The sequence below is a fragment of the Mesorhizobium sp. BR1-1-16 genome, from assembly GCF_020165495.1.
Lineage (GTDB): Bacteria > Pseudomonadota > Alphaproteobacteria > Rhizobiales > Kaistiaceae > Kaistia.
In genome coordinates this window covers 128,457-147,126 of sequence record NZ_JAIUIE010000006.1, presented here as the reverse complement: position 1 = coordinate 147,126, position 18,670 = coordinate 128,457, and the positions used below count along the sequence as shown (strand labels likewise).

General features: G+C 66.9%; 13 protein-coding genes. 7 read left to right on the top strand and 6 right to left on the bottom strand.

Going from position 1 to position 18,670, the window contains the following annotated elements; genetic code table 11:
- Positions 1-177: 177 nt before the first annotated feature.
- The gene (locus LB518_RS15030; RefSeq protein ID WP_224578335.1) at positions 178-6,735 is read right to left on the bottom strand and encodes an apolipoprotein A-IV repeat region-like domain-containing protein; all 6,558 of its coding nucleotides are present in this window, start codon (positions 6,733-6,735) and stop codon (positions 178-180) included.
- A gap of 312 nt (positions 6,736-7,047) precedes the next feature.
- On the opposite strand from LB518_RS15030, the gene LB518_RS15025 reads away from it, so the two are divergent.
- From LB518_RS15025 to LB518_RS15010, 4 genes are all read left to right on the top strand, one after another.
- On the top strand, positions 7,048-7,371 hold the full coding sequence (locus LB518_RS15025; RefSeq protein WP_224578334.1) for a hypothetical protein: 324 nt from the start codon (positions 7,048-7,050) through the stop codon (positions 7,369-7,371).
- Between the two features lie 94 nt (positions 7,372-7,465).
- On the top strand, positions 7,466-7,786 hold the full coding sequence (locus tag LB518_RS15020) for a 2Fe-2S iron-sulfur cluster-binding protein (RefSeq protein WP_224578333.1): 321 nt from the start codon (positions 7,466-7,468) through the stop codon (positions 7,784-7,786).
- 130 nt (positions 7,787-7,916) lie between these two features.
- On the top strand, positions 7,917-8,945 hold the full coding sequence (locus LB518_RS15015; protein ID WP_224578332.1) for an NAD(P)/FAD-dependent oxidoreductase: 1,029 nt from the start codon (positions 7,917-7,919) through the stop codon (positions 8,943-8,945).
- A gap of 123 nt (positions 8,946-9,068) precedes the next feature.
- Positions 9,069-9,236 (top strand): hypothetical protein, encoded by a 168-nt coding sequence (locus tag LB518_RS15010; RefSeq protein ID WP_224578331.1) that lies wholly within the window; start codon positions 9,069-9,071, stop codon positions 9,234-9,236.
- 6 nt (positions 9,237-9,242) lie between these two features.
- Here LB518_RS15010 and LB518_RS15005 read toward each other — a convergent pair whose 3' ends face one another.
- From LB518_RS15005 to LB518_RS14995, 3 genes are all read right to left on the bottom strand, one after another.
- A complete protein-coding gene (locus LB518_RS15005; RefSeq protein ID WP_224578330.1) occupies positions 9,243-10,268 on the bottom strand; it encodes a YcjF family protein in 1,026 nt (341 codons plus the stop codon).
- Positions 10,265-11,731, bottom strand: a complete 1,467-nt coding sequence (locus LB518_RS15000) for a YcjX family GTP-binding protein (protein WP_224578462.1) — start codon at positions 11,729-11,731, stop codon at positions 10,265-10,267. The genes LB518_RS15005 and LB518_RS15000 overlap by 4 nt, the downstream gene beginning before the upstream one ends.
- 91 nt (positions 11,732-11,822) lie before the next feature.
- Positions 11,823-12,368, bottom strand: a complete 546-nt coding sequence (locus LB518_RS14995) for a SixA phosphatase family protein (RefSeq protein ID WP_224578329.1) — start codon at positions 12,366-12,368, stop codon at positions 11,823-11,825.
- A gap of 370 nt (positions 12,369-12,738) precedes the next feature.
- Between LB518_RS14995 and LB518_RS14990 the strand changes: the two genes are divergently transcribed.
- Positions 12,739-13,128, top strand: a complete 390-nt coding sequence (locus LB518_RS14990) for a flagellar biosynthesis repressor FlbT (protein WP_224578328.1) — start codon at positions 12,739-12,741, stop codon at positions 13,126-13,128.
- 9 nt (positions 13,129-13,137) lie between these two features.
- Here the strand turns inward: LB518_RS14990 and LB518_RS14985 are convergent, their stop codons facing one another.
- Positions 13,138-13,617 (bottom strand): hypothetical protein, encoded by a 480-nt coding sequence (locus LB518_RS14985; protein ID WP_224578327.1) that lies wholly within the window; start codon positions 13,615-13,617, stop codon positions 13,138-13,140.
- Positions 13,618-13,951: 334 nt separating this feature from the next.
- Here LB518_RS14985 and dksA point away from each other — a divergent pair, with 334 nt between their 5' ends.
- A complete protein-coding gene (gene dksA, locus LB518_RS14980) occupies positions 13,952-14,368 on the top strand; it encodes an RNA polymerase-binding protein DksA (protein ID WP_224578461.1) in 417 nt (138 codons plus the stop codon).
- 100 nt (positions 14,369-14,468) lie between these two features.
- On the opposite strand, the gene LB518_RS14975 is transcribed toward dksA, so the two are convergent.
- Positions 14,469-15,746, bottom strand: coding sequence for a flagellar biosynthetic protein FliO (locus LB518_RS14975; RefSeq protein WP_224578326.1), 1,278 nt, complete (start codon positions 15,744-15,746; stop codon positions 14,469-14,471).
- 358 nt (positions 15,747-16,104) lie between these two features.
- Here LB518_RS14975 and cckA point away from each other — a divergent pair, with 358 nt between their 5' ends.
- The gene (gene cckA, locus LB518_RS14970; RefSeq protein WP_224578325.1) at positions 16,105-18,639 is read left to right on the top strand and encodes a cell cycle histidine kinase CckA; all 2,535 of its coding nucleotides are present in this window, start codon (positions 16,105-16,107) and stop codon (positions 18,637-18,639) included.
- The last annotated feature ends 31 nt before the right edge of the window (positions 18,640-18,670 follow it).

Genomic DNA, 18,670 nt, shown 5'->3' with positions numbered 1-18,670 from the left:
CCGGAGGCGGGGTGGCGCGTCGAGGGATGCGCCCTCTCATCTAGCGCGCATTGTCGCCGAGGGAAACCACATCATCGCTGATACCGCAACGGATCGCATATCGCGTCGACACCGGCCGCAAAATGCGAGGGGCGAGGCTAACGCCACGCCCCCCGGAATTCGAGTGATAGCCGACGCTCAGTCGAAGCGGCCGCTCGCATGGGCGAGCATGGTGTAGACCTTGCCCGTATCCGAGACGAGATAGGCGCTGGCGGTCGAGGGATCCTGACGCGTCACCTCGCCGAGCAACCGTTCGAAATCTCCGACATAGCGGTCGACGGCCGTGCGGAAATCCTGCTCCTGCTGATAGCGGCGGCGGATTTCGTCGAAGGTCTGCTGGCCCTGCAACGTGTAGAGGCGGCGGGTGAAAACGTTCTTCTCGCCATTGTGGTGACGCGCCCACAACTCGGCCGCAGCGCGCGGATCAATCGCCTTCGCGATCTCGCTGGAGAGATTACCGAGCGACTCCTGCGAGCCGGCGGCGCGAGCGGCAGGCTTGTCCTCAGGCGCGGGCTGCTCATCCTCGCGTGACGCGCGGCGGAGCAGGTCGGACACCCAACCACGCGGCTCGGCTTCCGCCGCGGGCTTTGCCTGCGGCTGGGCGGGCTTCGGAGCGCTGGCCGCCGGAGCCGAAGGACGCGTAGCTTCGACAACACGCGCGGCAGCGACCGCCGCGGAGGATCTCTCTTCGTCATTGGTCCTGGCAGCCGTCTGCGGAGCCGGAGCGGCCTGGCGGGCCGGCTGCGGCGCTGGTGCAGCCTGAACGGGCTGCGGGGCCGGGGCCGGCTGGGATGCGCGCGGGGCGAAAGCCTGCGACGGGGCGCGGGGAGCGCTCGGCGCGGGCTCGACGAAGCGGGCACGCGTTGCCATCTGGCCGGGGGTCGCGACGGAGATGTCGAGCGCCCGGCCGTGCTTATTGATGATCGCCGACAATTCGCTGAGCGCTTGCAGCTGATCCGAGACGACACGGCGCATCGCATCGGCGCTGGCACGGGTCTCTTCCGGCAGTTCCAGCACGCCGCGCTTCAGTTCGGCGCGCGTGGTTTCGAGATCATCATGAATGGCGCGCGCGACTTCGCGCATGCCATCGGTCGCCGAAGCGAACTGGCCGGTCGCCTGGCTGACCGCCGTGTTCATCTCTTCGAGCAGTGTGCGATTGACCTGGCGCACTTCGTCGAGCGCCTTGCGGCCGACGGTGGTTGCCGTCTGATGCAGGCCCTCGAGATTGTCGACGACGCCCTTGGCAGCGTCGGCGCTCGACTGGGACAGCAACTGGGCGACTTCGGCAGCGCGTGTCTCGGCATCCTTGACACTGGCAGACACGCTTTCGGCGAAGTTCTTCATCCGGCTTTCGAGATCGTTGGCGCGCGCCGCAAGGCTGGTGGCGAGCTCCTCGATCGCGGCCCGGCGATGGTCGACCGAACCTTCAAGCTGGCTGTTGGCATCGAGCAGAGCCCGGGCAGCCTCGCGCAGGGCACGGCCCTGCTCCTCGAAGCGGCCGGCGACATTGCCGACATTCTCGAGCACGTCATGCGAAACATCACGCAGCGTCTCGACCTGGCTCGCCAGGAGGCTGGCCGAGCCTTCCGTGCTGGTGACGGCACGGTCGATCGTCTGCGCGAGTTCGCCGGTGCGGTTGGCAAGGCCGATCTCGATCCGGTTGAGATTGTCGGCGCTGCGGCTGAGAAGCGTATCGAGCAGCTCGTTCGACTGGCCGAGCCGTTCGACGACGCCGGCGACATCGGTCGTCAGGCGGCTATTCGCTTCGCCGAAGCTCTGCGAGACGGTTTCGCCGCTTTCGATGAGCGTCCGGGTCGCTCGGTCGGTGCTGGCGAGCACCATCGAGACAACTTCATTGCCCTTCGAGGCGAGCAGTTCCACGACGGCGTCGCCGACCGAGGTCACACGCTGCGTCAGGTCGTTGCCGTGCTGGTCCATCGCGGTGACGAGGCGGTTGCCTTCGCCATCGAGCAGGCGCGACAACTCGGCGCTGCGGCTGCCGAGAACCTCGTTCAGCGCGCGCGTCCGCTCCTCGATCGCGTCGGCGGCGGCAGCCGCGCGGACCGAAAGCGTCTCTTCGACTTCGGTCGAGATGCGGCCGAGATGGCCGACGACATCGCCGGAGAGGCGGGCGAAGGCCTCGCTCGTATCGGCCGACGCACGGCGGAGCTGCTCGCTCGCCTCGCCAGCCGAGGTCGAGAGCCGGCCGGCGGAGGTCGCGGCGGCGGCGGTCAGCGACTGCGAGGCCTCGTCAGCCGTGCGCAGCAGGCGATCCGCAGCGCCTTCGACCGATTGGCCGAGCGTCTCGGAGGCGTCGCCAACCGAGCGCGACAGCAGGTCCGCGACGCCGTCGAGGCTGCGCGACAGCGTCGTCGAAGCCTCGCCGGCCGAGCGGATGACCGTCTCGGAAGCAAGGTCGCTAAAGCGGTTGATGAGCTGCGACGCATCCTCGACCGAGCGGCCGAGAGCTTCGGCTGCGGTTTCGGCCGATCGCGAGACCCGGTCGGAAGCCTCTTCCGCAGCCGCGCGGACGGCGCCGCTCGACGTCGAAGAAAGGTCGACGAGCCGATTTGTGGCGTCGGCGAGCGAGGTGGAGATCTCTTCGGCGGCACGCACCGATTCACGGCCGAGTGTCGCAGAGATATCGGCGAGGCGGCTTGAAAGAACCTCGTCCATCGCGGCAGCGCGGGCGTCGAAGCCCTCCGTTGCCTCGGCGGCGCGGCGGCCCAGCGTCTCGTTGATCGCGTCGGTGCGCTCGGCCAGCATCTCGGCCAACGCTTCGGTGCGATCGGCGAGGCGGCCGGTGAGGTCCGAAAGCCGTTCCTCGATGATCGCGTTGATCTCGCCTTGGCCGCCGGCAAAGGTATCGGCGATTTCGCGGGTCCGCTCGACCAGGGTCTGGTTGATCTGCAGTGCGCGGCTCTCGATGGTCGAATCGATGGTGCGCGCCTGCTCGTCGAGCATGTTGGAGGCGGCGGCGAGCTTGGCCTCCATCGTGTCGCCGAAGCGGGCGATGCGCTCGCTGAGCGTTCCATCCATCAGGTTGGCGCGATCGGAGAAGCGGCTGATCAGTTCAGGGCCGCGCACCTCGATAATGTCGCGCAGCGCCGCGAAACGCTCGTCGAGCCCCGTCGCGATGGCCTGGCCGCGATCGCCGATCAGCTCGCTGAACTGCGTCGAGGTCTCGACGATCCGGTCGTGGGCGGCGTCGGCACGGGTCTGGATATCCTCGGCGAGCTCGACGCCGGTGGTGACGATCCGCGCATGGGTCGCGCTGGCCTGGCCGGCAATCTCGTCGATCAGCGACGAACCGGCGGTGACGATGCGGTCGTGGATGGCGATGCCGCGGCCGTCGATCTCTTCGGCCACGGTCGAACCGGAAGCGATGATCCGGTCCTGCACGAGGTTGGCACGAGTCTCGATCTCCTCGGCAATGTTGGTGCCGGCGGCGACGATCTGCGCGTGGGCGGCGTTGGCGCGCGCCGTGATCTCGCCGGACAGCGCATTGCCGGAGGCGAGGATCTGCTGGTGCACGGCATTGCCGCGCTCCTCGATCGCCTGGGCGAGCTGGTTGCCCGATCGGTTGATCTCGTCATGTGCAGCGGTCGACTGGGTGGTCAGCTGACCGATCAGCGCATTGCCGGAACCGAGAATGCGCTCATGCACCGCCGTGCCGCGGCCCTCGATCTCATCGGCAAGGCGATAGCCCGAACTGATGATCTGCTCATGCGCCGTATTGGCGCGAAGGACGATCTCGCCCGCGAGGTGCTCGCCCGAGGCGACGATCTCGGCATGAACGGCTCCGCCGCGGCGGGCGATCTCCTCGGCGACGCTGCCGCCTGCCGTTACGATCTGCTCATGCACGGCACCGACCTGGCCGGCGATATCGGCCGCAAGGGCCTCGCCCGAAGCAAGGATCTGCTCATGCAGCGCGGTCGCGCGGCTCTCGATCTGGCCGACGATGTTGCCGCCGGTGTTGACGATGCGCTCGTGCACCGCCTCGACCTGGCCGGTGATCTCGCCGACAAAGGCCGAGCCCGACGAAACGATGCGCTCATGCACCGCGCTGGCGCGGTTTTCGATCTCGTTGGCGACGTTGTAACCGGACGTGACGACCTGCGCATGGACGGCACCGATCTGGCCGGCGATGTCGCTGACCAGCGTCTCGCCGGTTGCGAGGATGCGCTGATGCACGGTGTTGGCGCGGTTCTCGATTTCGTCGGCGAGGGTCGATCCGGTGGCGACGATATGCTCGTGCACGGCGCTCGCCTGACTGGCGATCTCATTCACGAGGCCCGAGCCGGAAGCGACGATGCGCTCATGCACGGCGCCTGCGCGGCTCTCGATCTCGTTGACGAGATTGGTGCCGGAGGTGACGATCCGGTTGTGCGCCGCGTCGGCACGGTTCTCGATCGCGCTGGCGAGGCTGGAGCCCGATTCGATAATGCGGGCATGCACTTCTTCGGCGCGCGCTCCAATTTCCTCGGCAAGGCCCGATCCGGACGTGACGATGCGGCCATGCGCCTCGTCGGCGCGGGCGGCAATCTCATCGGCGAGGCTCGAACCCGAGGCGACGATGCGGCCATGGGCTTCGTCGGCGCGGTTTGCGATCTCATCCGCCAGGCGCGAGCCGGAGGCGATGATGCGCTCGTGCACGTCGACGCCGCGGGTCTCGATCGTCTCGGCGATCTGGTTGCCGGATGCGAGGATCTGCTGATGGATGGCGGTGCCGCGCGACTCGATCGTCTCGCTGAGCTGCTGGCTGGTCGTGATCACGAGGTCATAGACCGCGGTCCCACGGCTCTCCATGGTCTCGGTGGCCTCACGGCTCACCGTGACGAAGCGCTCGTGCAGCATCTCTGCGCGCGAGGCCATCGTGTCGGCGATCTCCGAGCCCGACGTGACGATGGTCTCGTTGATCTTGAGACCACGCATGGTGATCGCCTTCGCCACCTCGCCGCCAACCTGGGCGAGGCGCTCGGTCAGTTCGCTCGAGCGCGCGTCGAAGGTCTCGTTGACGCTGTGGGAAGCGGCATCGATCGTCTCGCGGAGCGCGACGGTGCGTGCCTCGAGCAGGTTCGCCATCATGTCGCCGGCGGCATTCAGCCGGTCGGCGAGGCCGCCGCCATCGATCGAGATCGCATCCTGGATGCGGTCGCCCGTCGAGGCGAGCCGGCCGGCCAGGTCGTCGCCGCTGGCGCTGATCGTATCGGCGATGCGCGTGCCGGTCTCGTCGAGCTTCTCGTTGATTTCCTGCCCGCGCAAGGCGAGGTCGACGATGAGGCTATCGGCGTTGGACTTCAGCGCCGCATTCACTTCGCGGGTGTGATGCGAGATCGTTTCGGCGACCTGATTGCCGGTGAGGGCGATCGAGCGCGTGATGTCGATCGTGCGACGGTCGAGACCGGACGCCAATTCCTCGGTGATGCGGGCGAGGGTGTCGTTAACCTCGCGACCGCGCTCGGCAACTGTCTCGGCCATGGCACGGCCGGTCATCTCGAGGGTCTCGTTGATGTCGGTCGAGCGGACGAGCAGGGCGTCGGTCACGTCAGCACCGGTACGCGACAGCGTTTCGGTCACTTCGCCTACGGCGCCCGTGAGGCGGCTGACGAGATCGTCGCCGCGCACGGACAGCTTGTCGATCATGTCGTCGCCGGCCGCGGAAAGGGTGACGGTGATCTGCTGGCCGCGATCGGCGAGGGCGGTTGTCACGCGCGTGCCAGATTCGATGACATGGCTGGCGATCTGTTCGCCAGCCTCGCGGAGATCCTTGCCGAGCGTCTCCTGCGCGGAAACGATCGAGGAGCGTACCCGCTCGGAATTGACGACGATTGCCTCGCGCTGATTGGCGAGGTCGTCGATGAGACCGCGCATGCGCAGCTCGTTGTCGGAATAGGAGCGCTCGAGCGCCGCCACTTCGCTGTGGACGAGCAGTTCGAGTTCGCTGGCGCGGGCGAGGGCCCGCTCGATGCCGTCGCCCATGGCGGCGACTTCGCGGCGGATGGCCTGGCTGACCATGACGACGGAATCGGTCGCTGCGTCTTCGGGCTCGGCGAGCCGGGCGGCGACTTCGGAGATCGAACGCGCGGCAATGCGCATTTCCTGGGCGCGGGCGACCATCATCGCGATGCCCCAGATGATGCCAAGCGGCAGCACGAAGGCGAGCACGACATTGGCAAACTGGGCGGCGCCAAGGCCGCTGGCCCCGGCGAGCGGATCAACGCCCGAAGAGGTCAGGAACACGAACATCGCGGCGATCCAGAGGAGGGAAAGCGCGGCTGCGACGGGATAGATCACGCGGGACGGGCGGCGGGCAGGCAGGCTGGCGCCGGCGACGCGGCGGTCATCATTGGCCGGTGCGCGGCCCTTGCGGTCGACGCGGCGGGGGCGCTGGGCGCCTTCTTCCGAGCCGTCGCGCGACTGGGCGTCGACCTTAGGTGCGCCGCCGCGGGGCGCTGCCGGGCTGTCGGCCTTACGAGGTGAATCGGCCCTGCGGGGCGCCTGGTTCGGCGCCTGTCCGGTCGCGCGGAGCGGCTCGTTGATACGGGGCATTTCGAGCCGCCGATCGCGCGGTCCGCCCTGGGCGGCCTCTCGGCCGGGTTCGGCGGCCGAAGCGGCGGGATCGATCCGGAGCGCCTCCTCCACGGCGGAGAGAACTGCGTCCGCCGGGTCCTTGGACTTCGGAGTATTCACCATTCTTTAAGCCTCGCGTCCGTACTCGATACTGCACCGGCCGCTTCGGCGAGCTGTGATTCGCCGAAAGCACGAGGATGTCCAGGTGCTGACGGTTGGAAGCCCCAAAGGGTCTCGCCGTCCGCGCCGTGGATCCGCCGTTCTCCCCCTGCATACTGCAGGATGGAGTGGCCTCCACACCCTTGCCCACCACTTCACCTTTTGGCACATTCGTGCAGTGCATACAAGGAAGCCGGGCCGCCTGACGCGGGCTTTCAACAGGCTGGAGGGCGCGCTCACCTCGTCGCGGGCGGCTCGCAGCCCAAAGGTCCGTCCATGAACAAGATCGTGCCGGACAAGGGTTTGCCAGTCCTCGATCACCTTGCTTTGTTGGCAAACGCTGGTGGTGACAGGGTTCTCGCCACCGAGTTGCTGGCCCTTTTCGGGCGGGAAATCCTGCCGGGCGGTGAGCAGATTGCGGGCCTTGCGGATGCTGCGGAGCAGCGCGCCGCCGCGCACAGGCTGCGCGGCGCGGCATTGGGGATCGGCGCTGCCGAGGTTGCGGCTCTTGCGGCAGAGGTAGAGGACGGTTCGTCCGCCGATCGGCTCGTCGAGGCACTGCGGCGTCTTCGCGCCGCTCTTGCCGAACCGCCGGCCTGAGGCGTCCCGTCGCTTGGCACGAGGATCAAAAATCGCCTAAGAGACTGCGTCGCGGCGCAACATCGCCATTCCCCTCGATCTCGCACCGGTTCTCATGGCCAAGATCACTTATATCGCCTTCAACGGCACGGTCTACGACATCGAAGCCCGCGAGGGCACGACAGTCATGGAAAATGCCGTTCGCAATTCCGTGCCCGGGATCGAGGCCGAATGCGGGGGCGCCTGCGCCTGCGCCACGTGCCATGTCTATGTCGATCCGGACTGGGTCGCGGCGACAGGCGAGCCACAGCCGATGGAAGAGGACATGCTGGACTTTGCCCAGGATGTGCAGCCGAACTCGCGGCTGTCGTGCCAGATCCGCGTCACGGCGGCGCTCGATGGCCTGATCGTGCGCATTCCGGAGAGCCAGGGCTGATCTGCCGCCGTTTTCAGGCAGCGATTTCTCCCGAAGCGCCCTTCGCGAGCACAAACATGCTTTGCAGGCCACAAGCGAGGGGCTAAACCACGCCGGCCTCTTCATGTTTACGGAAGTCCAGCGGTCTATCATGAGCGAAATCATCGAAACCGATGTCGTCATCATCGGCGCAGGTCCGGTCGGCCTGTTCGCCGTCTTCGAACTCGGCCTGCTGGATATCCGCTGTCACCTGATCGACATCCTGGACAAGCCGGGCGGCCAGTGCGCCGAACTCTATCCGGAGAAGCCGATCTACGACATTCCCGGTTTCCCGATCATCACCGGCCAGGGCCTCACTGACAATCTGCTCGCGCAGGCCAAGCCCTTCGCACCGACCTTCCATCTCGGCGAGATGGTGGCGGGCATCGAGCGGCTCGAGGACAATCGCTTCCGCGTCGTGACCGACAATGACAAGGCTTTCATCGCCAAGGCCATCGTCATCGCCGCCGGAGGTGGCTCGTTCCAGCCGAAGCGGCCGCCGGTACCGGGCATCGATGCCTATGAGGGCAAGTCGGTGCATTACTCCGTCCGCAAGATGGAGGCCTTCCGCGACCATGACATCCTCATCGTCGGCGGCGGCGATTCTGCGCTCGACTGGACGCTCAACCTGCAGCCGCTGGCCAGGAGCGTTACGCTGATGCATCGCCGCGACGCCTTCCGCGCCGCGCCAGACAGCGTCAACAAGATGCGCGCTCTTGCCGAGGCCGGTCAGCTGAAGCTGGTCTTCGGTCAGGTCACGGGCCTTGAAGGCGATGACGGCCACATGACGCATGCCGTGATCGTCGACAACGACAACCAGGAACATCGCCTGCCGGCGACGCGGATGCTGCCCTTCTTCGGGCTTACAATGAAGCTCGGTCCGATCGCCGAATGGGGCCTCAACCTGCATGAGAACCTGATCAAGGTCGACACCGAGAAGTTCGAGACCTCCGAGCCCGGCATCTTCTCGATCGGCGACATCAACTGGTATCCGGGCAAGCTGAAGCTGATCCTTTCCGGCTTCCATGAGGCGGCGCTGATGGCCCAGGCGGCGAGCCGCGTCGTCAATCCCGACAAGAAGGTGCTGTTCCAGTACACGACCTCCTCGACGAGCCTTCAGAAGAAGCTCGGCGTCGCCTGAGGCGAAAAGGCGTGGCATCGTTGCCGCACCTCCGGAGAGATCGCGCGATGTCTCCGCAGTCGCTCGCTTCGTCGGGGCGTGTCCTCTAGTCTGCCGGCGGACAGCCCCGGAGCACAGCAGAGCATGGCCAACGAGACTTTCCAGAAGCAGCCGCCGCGCAAGAAGGCGCCGGTGAAGCGCGTTTCGCTCTCCGAAGATGCGAAGCGGGCCTATGAGGAGCTCGTCCAGAAGCGCGACGAGCGCGATCGCGAGTATGGACGTCACCTCGCGGCCGACAACAAGCCGCGCTGACGCGCCTCACTCTTCCGCCGGCCGGCTTTTGCCCGGATTGATGCGGGCGAGTTCCGCCATGAAATCCGCCATCGCCGGCGGCTTTTCCGATTGGAATGGCAGCGGGCGGCAGACCTCGATCGCCGCGATCCCGACGCGTGCGGTCAGGATGCCGTTGATGACGCCCTCGCCGAGCCGCGCCGAGAGGCGCGCCGCCAATCCGTGTCCGAGCACCTGCTGCACCAGCGAATCGCCGGCCGCCATGCCGCCGGTCACCGCGAGATGGCCGACCACGAGCCGTGCCAGGCGCAGGAAGCCGAGCGTACCGGGCCTGCCGCCATAGAGCTGGCCGAGCTGGCGGATCAACCGCAGCGCCGAGACGAGCACGAACAGTACATCGACGGCAGCGCGCGGTGAGATTGCCGTCACCACCGTGACGCGCTTCGCGCTCGCGAGGACGAGGCTCTTGGCGGCAGTATCGAAGTTGGCGAGCAGTTCGCGTTCGGCGAGCCCGATCAGGTCGCGCCCGTCGATGATCTCGTCGGCGTGGCCGGCAAGATTGGAGCGACCTTTCGCGGTTTCCGGACGTTCGCCGTAGAGATCGGCGAGGTCGCGCACCACCGCCCGGGCGGCCTTGCGATCGTCGCGCCGCGACGCGGCTTCGGCATCATCGCGGATGCGGTTGATGCGCCGGAGCCGCATCAAGCCGGCGATTTCGCGAATGGAGATCGCCGCAACGGCAACTGCGGCCAGCGCCGCGGCGCCGACGGCGATCCAGCCCAGCCAATCCGCGCGCTCGAACAGATCGCGGATCAGGCGGTCGATGGCGAGCCCGATACCGAGCGACACGAGCACGCCCAACGCCGAGAAAAGGATATCCGACCAGCGCATGCGGCGGCGCAGCTTCGGCAGTACGACGGGAACCGGCTCGTCGTCGGGCTCTGTCAGTACCACAGGCTGGTCCGAGGGACGCAGCGCCGCGTCGGGATCATCGGTGACGCGGACGCGGTCAAGACGGAAGGCGGCCGGCCGGCGTGGGTACTCGACGGTCATGCCAGGCGGTCTCCGATCAGGAATTCGAGCGCGCGGTCGAGGCGGATATGCGGAAGCGACAGCTTCATGCCTTCGGCGGTCCGTTCAAGTGCGGGTGGCCGGAAACGTACGAAGCGAAGCGGTGACGTTCGCTGAGAGATTGAATCAACGCCTTCCAGCGTTTCACCCGGATTTCGCGGCAAGTCCCCGGGAAAGAACGCGATTTCCGTTCTGCCGTCGAAGGTCTCACCTTCGAAGAACTCGCCGGCGAGCGGCGTGCCGATGATCGAGGGCAGTTTCTGGGTGCCGGCGGTGACGACGCCTTCGCGGGTGGCCCGGACAGAGGCGAGCGCCGCGATCTCGACCCGCGCGCCGGCCTCTTCCGCCCGGCCGATGGCAGGTGCCAGCAAATGGCCGAGGATGCGTTCGAGCCGGTCGTGATCCGCGTGATGGAGATGGTCAGCCTTGGTCGCGCCGATCAGGATGCGATCGATGCGGCGTGTGAATAGGCTGCCGAGCCAGGACGTGGCGCCGGGACGATAGCTGCCGAGGATTTCCGTCATGGCCGTGGATAGGTCGGCGACGGCGGCAGGGCCGGCATTCAGCGCGTTGAGCGCATCGACCAGCACGATCTGGCGGTCGAGGCGGGCAAAGTGATCACGGAAGAACGGCTTCACGACGACCGACTTATAGGCCTCGTAGCGCCGGGCCATCATCCGTCCGAGTGATCCCGCTGGTGGATCGGCGACCTCGCCGGGCAGGGGACAGAAAGTCAGCGCCGGGGAGCCGTCGAGATCGCCGGGCATCAGGAAGCGGCCAGGCGGCAGCGTCGAGAGCGCATGCTCGTCGGCCCGGCAGGCGCGCAGATAGTCCGTGAACAGCGCCGCGAGTTCGCGCGCCACCGTTTCATCCTCGGCGCCTGCGGGATCAACGGTTTCGGCCCGCGCCAGGAAGGCCGCGGCCGCCGGCGGCCGGCCGGGGCGGCGAGCCAGGGCGATCGCCTCGCGCGACCATGCTGCGTAGTCCTTGGCGAGCAGCGGCAGATCGAGCAGCCACTCGCCGGGATAGTCGACGATGTCGAGGTTCAGCGTGCCCGAGCCGAGACGCTGGCGCAGGAAGGACGCCGATTCATAGGCGATCGACAGGCGGAGCTCGCTGATCCGGCGCGTCGATTCGGGCCAGATGCGCTCTTCGACCAGCGCGCGAACGTGATCCTCGTAGTCGAAGCGCGGAACGTCGTCGTCAGGCTGCGGCTCGAGCCGGGCGCCAGTGACGCGCCCGGTCGCATAGGCGCGAAAGACCGGCAGGCGGCCGCCATGGACGAGATTGTGCACCAGCGCCGTGATGAACACTGTCTTGCCGGCCCGCGCGAGGCCGGTGACGCCGAGGCGGACTGTTGGATTGACGATGTCGGTTGCGCGGTCTCCCAGCGTCGTGAAGGCGAGGCGGGCTTCGTCGGCAAGGCTCGAGAGGTTCAATCGCAGTCCATCCGTTGCCAGAATTGACGTCACGCCACAGCATCGCGCGGCCGCGGGCCAGCGAGGATGTAGGAACCGCGCCGGGCTGGCGGAAGGGCTATTCGTCGTCGGAAGGCGGCTCCGATCCGACGATCTCAAGCTCGCGCGGCCGGAAGAAGGCGACGACGCGGCCGGTGCGCGGGCGCAGTTCCGACCATTTGTGGTGCTCGAAATCGATCACGGCGAGGCCGGCGGTCGGGAACTTCTCGCCGATCTCGTCCCGCAATGCCGGATTGCCGCTGCCGATCAATTCGAGCGCGCATTCCTGGACCGAGGGATTATGGCCGATGACCAGCAGAGTCCGCGCCGATCCGCCGAGCGCCGCGATGCAATCGGCATAGGCGGCAGCCGTTACTTCATAGAGATCGCGCGTGATGCGGATTTCGAGGTCGCTCGCAATGACAGGCAGAAGCCCGATCAAGGTCTCACGCGTGCGGCGCGACGAGGAACAGAGAATGCGGTCCGGCAGAAGCCGATGCGCCGCCAGATGTTCGCCGATCATCGTCGCGGCGCGCCGGCCGCGGGGCGCGAGCGGCCGGTCGAAATCGGGAGCGCCCGGAACATCCCAGGCCGACTTCGCGTGGCGGAGGAGCAAAAGGCGCATTTATCGTGACCGCACTTGTTTCGTCCCGGCAATGTGCCGCCGACCTTGCGGCCGAGCGGCGCTCCTAGCACGAAACCCGGCCGCGGTCGAACGGCCGCTGAGTAGCCGAGCGTGCGCACGCCGCCGCCGGCCATGCTGTCGACATGGCATCGCCCCCGGAGCGGCGGCGAATGGTTGATCGCGACGACGATCGCGCGGCCGTATGGGCTCGAATGAAGCGTCCGACGAGGCGGCGTGTTGGCTTCGTTCATTCAAAAGCCACCATTTCCGCTGACCCGTGATTAAGGAATATGGACTTAGCGTTTGTGCCGTCGGGACGCGATTCGTGCCCGATTCCGGCGCCGAGGCGCTGCTGTCAGGAGAACGACCGATGGCGCTTAAACTGGAGCTCAAGGCAGGCGAACGGGTGTTGCTCGGCGACCTCGTGATCGTCAATCAGGGCGGCCGAACCCGCCTCTGCATCGAGGGCGATGCGCCGGTTCTGCGCGAACGCGACATGATGGCGCCCGAGGCGGCCAATTCCCTGCCCAAACGGCTCTATCTCGCGATGCAGTCGATGTATCTCTCGCGTGACGCGAGCCGCTTCCTGCCTGAAATCACGCGGTTGACCCGCGAGATCGTCGCTGCCGAACCAGCGTGCCGGCCGCTCGTCGAGGCGATCGAGCGGCAGCTTCACAGCGGGCAGCTCTATCGCGCGATGCGGGAGGCGCAGCGGCTCATCCTGCACGATGTTGATACGGCGCTGGCGAAGGCGAGCTAACGCCGACGGTCAGCGGCGGCTGCTGGAGGCGAGACGCTGTGGGATGTGGCGGCCGATCCGGTCGAGGCGCGGCAGGGGCCGTCCGTCGGCGATAGGACCGCGGCCGTTCGGAAGGCGCGTCGGAAGCGGCTCGGCTGCCGCGCGGGCCGTGGCGAGCGCCGCCATGTCGATCTGCAGCACCGAAACGAACTCCTCATGCAGCCGCCGGAGACGATCGACAGCGTCGGGGGCTAAGGCTTCGAGTTCCGGCCCGACCTCGCGCAGCACTGCGAGATCATTGAGATAGGCGGCGGCGAAGTCGTTCTTGCGTGCGTCGAGCGCCGCAGCGGCGACCGTCTTGCCGGCCCGCAGCAGCACGCTCTCGGCTTCGATGAGCTGCAACAAGGATTCCATGGTCGTCTCGATCGCGGCACAGACGGCAACGGCTGCCTCGCGGGTCGAAACCATCGCAAGGTCGGCTGAGATCGGCTGGATGGCATGCGTGGGCATGGGCGCGTCCTTTTCGGCGGAGCAATCGTGGCGGCGGCTCAAGCGGCCATTAAGCGTTCGTCATCCTTAACAAACCCTCTCCCAAGCGAGACATGCCGCGATCGAATCGCCGGCCCGGAGCGGTTTGCGGCGTGACCGCGCCTGCGGTGGCATGCGCGTCGACGCTTTTGGCGCGATGCCCGAAAACCTCGGTCTTATATGGTGGTTAGCCGGCGTTTATGAGAGGCCTTCTCGGGAAAATCCAACGTATGACAAACAGATTCCACGGCTGTTGTCCTCGGGCGAGTGCATCGCTATATTCCGCGCCGCAAAGCCACCGAGCCAGGGGTTGTTCATGACGCTAGACAGTCTTGAAGAGTATCGGCCTTCTGAGACCGAGCCCTTCATGAACGAGCGGCAGAGAGAGTATTTCCGCAAGAAGCTCCTCGCCTGGAAAGAGGACATCCTGAAGGAGTCGCGCGAGACCCTTCAGCATCTGCAGGACGAAAACCAGAACCATCCCGATCTCGCCGATCGCGCCTCTTCCGAGACGGATCGCGCGATCGAGCTTCGCGCACGTGACCGGCAGCGCAAGCTGATCTCCAAGATCGACGCGGCGCTGCAGCGGATCGACGACGGCAGCTACGGCTTCTGCGAGGAGACCGGCGAGCAGATCAGCCTGAAGCGTCTCGACGCACGCCCGATCGCAACGCTGTCGATCGAGGCCCAGGAGCGGCATGAGCGCCGCGAAAGGGTCTATCGCGACGACTAGACGGCGCGGTACTGGCTGGCTCGATGGGGTGATCATCTGAAAGAGGCGCGGTCGATGACCGCGCCTCTTTCGTTTATCCAGTTCTGTGACCTCGCAGAGCCTAGCTGCGGCGGCTGCCGGAGATTTCGCCGAGAAGGCGTGCCATTTCCTTTTCGAGATCGCCGACCGAGCTCGGGCGGCTGCGATCCTCAGGCTCGATGGCCGGAGCCTCGTCAAGCGTCTCTTCGGCAAGGCGCGGCTCGCGCGGCGGCTCGACGAACGGCGCGGAGGTGGCCGGCTCGCGCATCGGCCGCATCGGTCGGCCGGGATCGCGGACATCATCGGGATTGATGTCGAAGATCGGCTCGAACCGCGGGCTGTGGTCGGGATCGGCGGTCGGCGCGCCGTAAGGCTCATCACCCATGACCGGCGGCGCGACGGGCGGCGCCGGCGGCATCGCCGGGCGCGGCTGCGGCCGGACCGGCTCGACGCGGGGCGGCTCCGCGCGCTGCGGTTCGACGGACGGCGCGACGTCGATGGTTTCCTCGGCCGGCGGCTCGGGCGACTTGGGCGCCAGAGGCGTTGCGCGGCCGAGCGGACGCATCGGCGGCTCAGGTCGACGTGGTTCGGCCTGCGGCTCCGTCGCGGCAGGCTCCGATGCCGTCCGGCCGCGACCGACCGCACCAAGGAAGGATGCCATGGCGCGGGTCGGCCCTGTTGGCGCCTTGGGTGCGCGGACGGTCGGGATGGCGGGCTCCGCCGCGACTTCGACAACCTCGACGGTCTCTGCAATCGCGACGGTCTCGGCGACGGGTGCCGCCTCTTCCGCTTCGGCGCGGACCGGGTCTACCCGTTCGGGCTCGTCATCAATGGCGGCCGGCTCAGCCGCGGGCGCGACGAAGCCGGTGCGAGCCGGCTCTGCGCGGCTCGGCTCTGCACGAGGCGGCTCGCTCCAGGTGGCGGGTGTGGGCGGCGGCGCCTCTGCAATAGCCTCCTCGGCGGGGCCGCGCATCGGCTCGCCGATCGGCGGTGCCGACTGGTAGCGCTGCGTCTGGCCCGCAGTCCGTGCAGCGGCTTCGGCGCGGCGCTGGGCTGCCGAGGGGCGATGGATCGCGGCTTCGACGACGAGGTCCGTGGGGCCGCCGATCAGGATGAGATGCTCGACATTGTCGCGCCTCACCAGGACCAGCCGGCGCTTCTGGTCGACGGGCAGGGCGTCGAGGACGCTGAGGCGCGGCTGGCGGCCGCGGATCGCCGTCGTGCCGATCCGGTTGCCCGTGAACGTCCTGATCAGCCAGAACACGATCAATATGATGATGGCGACAATAACCAGCGTGATCGCAAATTGGGCGATCGTGGCGCCGGTCGTGCCGAGCATCGGTTCGAGATAGTCACGCATCCCGCTCTCCTGGTGCGCCGGCACCGGCAAGGGCGCCCGCCATCGTCAAGGTCCATACGCGACGAGCGCGTGGTATTAGAAGGGGTTTTCGTGCGCCGGCTCGCAGTTGGCAAGGGCCGCGACGACGAATCGGCTTATCAATGCCGAAAAGCCGTTAGCAATTCACTAACCATCACCTGAACAAGCTGGCTCGATTTCTGCGCGAATCGCCTGTTCGAGCCGTCTTCCGAAAGTCCGCGATCGTGCTCCCGCAGCCGCACCGCATCAGTGCCGTCTCCTTTACAGCCAGCCCGGCCACAAACCGGGGGGCCGTTGATATATGCCGTGCAGTGGGCGCCGCTGTGGCGGGCGGTGTGCCATGACGTCGCGATTCGGCGGCGCGGAGGGGCGCCCACCGGTCATCGATCGTGGCGGCCGGACGGGCGGCATCGGTCGGCTGGTGGTGCTGGCGGTTGTGCTTGTTGCCGTTGCGGTGGCTGGCGCGATGCTGCCGCCGTCTTCGGCGCAGCCCTTCATCTTTGCCGTCCTCGGCATTCTCGCCGTGCTCGGCGTCTTCACGCTTTTTGCTGCCGCGATCGGGTTGGTGCGCTTCGGTGGCCAGATCCCGCGTGATGACCTGGCGCGCGGCTTCATCGATTCGATGACGGAAGGCCTCGTCATCAGCGATCGCGAGGGGCGCATTCTCTATGCCAACGGTGCCTATGCGGACCTGATCGGCGCAGACGACGAGAGCGATGTCCGCGTCATCGAGCGCGTCTTTTCCGGGGATCAGGCAGCCAGTGAGGCGCTCTACCGCCTGTCGCAATCAGTTCGTCACCAGCGCGCGGCGGTCGAGGAAATCCGCATGCCGGCGCCGCTCTCCGGCACCGGACCGATCGGGCCACGCTGGTATCGTGTCCATGCCCGGCCAATCCAGGCGGGGGATCAGTTCCTGACCGCATGGCGGCTCGCCGACATCACCGGCGATCGCGAGCAGCAGGAGACGGTGTTCCAGGACCTGCAACACGCGATCGACTATCTCGACCATGCGCCGGCGGGCTTCCTCTCGGCCGAGCCGGATGGCCGGATCGTCTATCTCAATGCCACGCTGGCGGAATGGCTCGGCATCGATCTCGCCTTCTTCAAGCCCGGCTCGATCGCGCTCGCCGACATCGTGCGCGGCGATGGCGCCGCCCTGCTCGCAGCTGGCAATGCGCGGCCGGGCGGCAGCGAAACCGAAATTTTCGACCTCGACCTCGTCAAGCAGAACGGACAGAGCCTGCCCGTGCGCTTCCTGCATCGCGTGCCCTATGCGCATGACGGGGCGCCGGGCGCGACGCGGACCATCGTGCTCAACCGTGGCCCGGGCGAGGATGTGTCCGAGGCGCTGCGGGCCGCTGAGGTTCGCTTCACGCGCTTCTTCAACCATACGCCCTTCGCCATCGCTTCCGTTGATCGCAGCGGCCGCATCGGGCGGACCAATGCCGCCTTTGCGCGGCTGTTCGGCTCGGTGCAGGGCGATGGCGGCGGTCGGCTTCGCCTTGCCGATATCGTCGCCGAGGGCGGGCGAGCGGCCGTCGAACGCGCCCTCGAAGCGGCCGCGGCCGGGCATGGCGACATTCCGTTCGTCGATGCGAGCATCGCCGGTCCCGGCGACCGCAGCGCCCGTTTCTATGTCAGCGCCGTTGACGAAGGCGCCGATGAACACGAGATCGCGACGATCTATGCGCTCGACACGACCGAGCAGCGGGCGCTGGAACAGCAGTTCCAGCAGAGCCAGAAGATGGAGTCGATCGGCCAACTCGCCGGCGGCGTCGCGCATGACTTCAACAATGTGCTGACAGCGATCATCGGCTTCTCGGACCTGCTCCTCGCCAATCACCGGCCGTCCGACCCGTCCTTCCAGGACATCATGAACATCAAGCAGAATGCCAACCGGGCCGCCGGCCTCGTGCGGCAGCTGCTGGCCTTCTCGCGCCGCCAGACATTGCGCCCGCAGATTCTCGCTATCGGAGACGTGCTCTCGGATCTCTCCATCCTGCTCGAGCGGCTGCTCGGCGAGAAGGTGAAGCTCCAGGTGGTGCATGGCCGCGACGTCTGGCCGATCAAGGCCGATCTCAATCAGTTCGAGCAGGTTGTCATCAATCTCGCGGTCAATGCGCGCGACGCGATGCCTGCGGGCGGACAGCTCACCATCCGCACCCGCAACATCCTGCCGGCCGATTGTGCCGGGTTCGGCTACAAGGCGTTGCCGGCGGCCGAGTATGTGCTGATCGAGGTCGAGGACACCGGCACAGGCATTCCGCTCGAAGTCCAGTCGAAGATCTTCGAGCCGTTCTTCTCGACGAAGGACGTCGGCAAGGGCACTGGGCTCGGCCTTTCGACCGTCTATGGCATCGTGCGCCAGACGGGCGCACATATCTTCTTCGACAGCGTCATGGAGAAGGGCACGATCTTCCGGATCTTTGTCCCGCGATATGTCACCGTGGAGCAGCCGAAAGCCGAGCTCGCGCCCGAGAAGCCGCAGGCGAAAACGGATCTCACCGGCAGCGCCAATATCCTGCTGGTCGAGGATGAGGAGGCGGTGCGTGCCTTCGCCGCCCGTGCGCTCGCGTCGCGCGGCTATACGGTGCACGAGGCCTCATCAGGCGCGGAAGCTCTCGAAGTCATGGAACGTACCGGCGGATCGATCGATCTCGTCGTCTCCGACGTGGTGATGCCTGAACTCGATGGCCCCTCGCTGCTGCGCGAACTGCGCAAGACGCGGCCGAACCTCAAGATCATCTTTGTCTCGGGCTACGCCGAGGATGCCTTTGCCCGCAACCTCCCCGACGGCGAGAGCTTCAGCTTCCTGCCGAAGCCGTTCTCGCTGAAGCAGCTCGCGACGGCCGTGAAGGAAGCGCTGGGAGAGTAGCGTTTGCGCTCGCTGCATGGCCGCTGATGCA

Bases quoted from the DNA above. Each gene is read 5' to 3' on its own strand.
- LB518_RS15030 (WP_224578335.1), bottom strand. From the start codon at position 6,735: ATGGTGAATACTCCGAAGTCCAAGGACCCGGCGGACGCAGTTCTCTCC.
- LB518_RS15025 (WP_224578334.1), top strand. From the start codon at position 7,048: ATGAACAAGATCGTGCCGGACAAGGGTTTGCCAGTCCTCGATCACCTT.
- LB518_RS15020 (WP_224578333.1), top strand. From the start codon at position 7,466: ATGGCCAAGATCACTTATATCGCCTTCAACGGCACGGTCTACGACATC.
- LB518_RS15015 (WP_224578332.1), top strand. From the start codon at position 7,917: ATGAGCGAAATCATCGAAACCGATGTCGTCATCATCGGCGCAGGTCCG.
- LB518_RS15010 (WP_224578331.1), top strand. From the start codon at position 9,069: ATGGCCAACGAGACTTTCCAGAAGCAGCCGCCGCGCAAGAAGGCGCCG.
- LB518_RS15005 (WP_224578330.1), bottom strand. From the start codon at position 10,268: ATGACCGTCGAGTACCCACGCCGGCCGGCCGCCTTCCGTCTTGACCGC.
- LB518_RS14995 (WP_224578329.1), bottom strand. From the start codon at position 12,368: ATGCGCCTTTTGCTCCTCCGCCACGCGAAGTCGGCCTGGGATGTTCCG.
- LB518_RS14990 (WP_224578328.1), top strand. From the start codon at position 12,739: ATGGCGCTTAAACTGGAGCTCAAGGCAGGCGAACGGGTGTTGCTCGGC.
- LB518_RS14985 (WP_224578327.1), bottom strand. From the start codon at position 13,617: ATGCCCACGCATGCCATCCAGCCGATCTCAGCCGACCTTGCGATGGTT.
- dksA (WP_224578461.1), top strand. From the start codon at position 13,952: ATGACGCTAGACAGTCTTGAAGAGTATCGGCCTTCTGAGACCGAGCCC.
- LB518_RS14975 (WP_224578326.1), bottom strand. From the start codon at position 15,746: ATGCGTGACTATCTCGAACCGATGCTCGGCACGACCGGCGCCACGATC.
- cckA (WP_224578325.1), top strand. From the start codon at position 16,105: ATGACGTCGCGATTCGGCGGCGCGGAGGGGCGCCCACCGGTCATCGAT.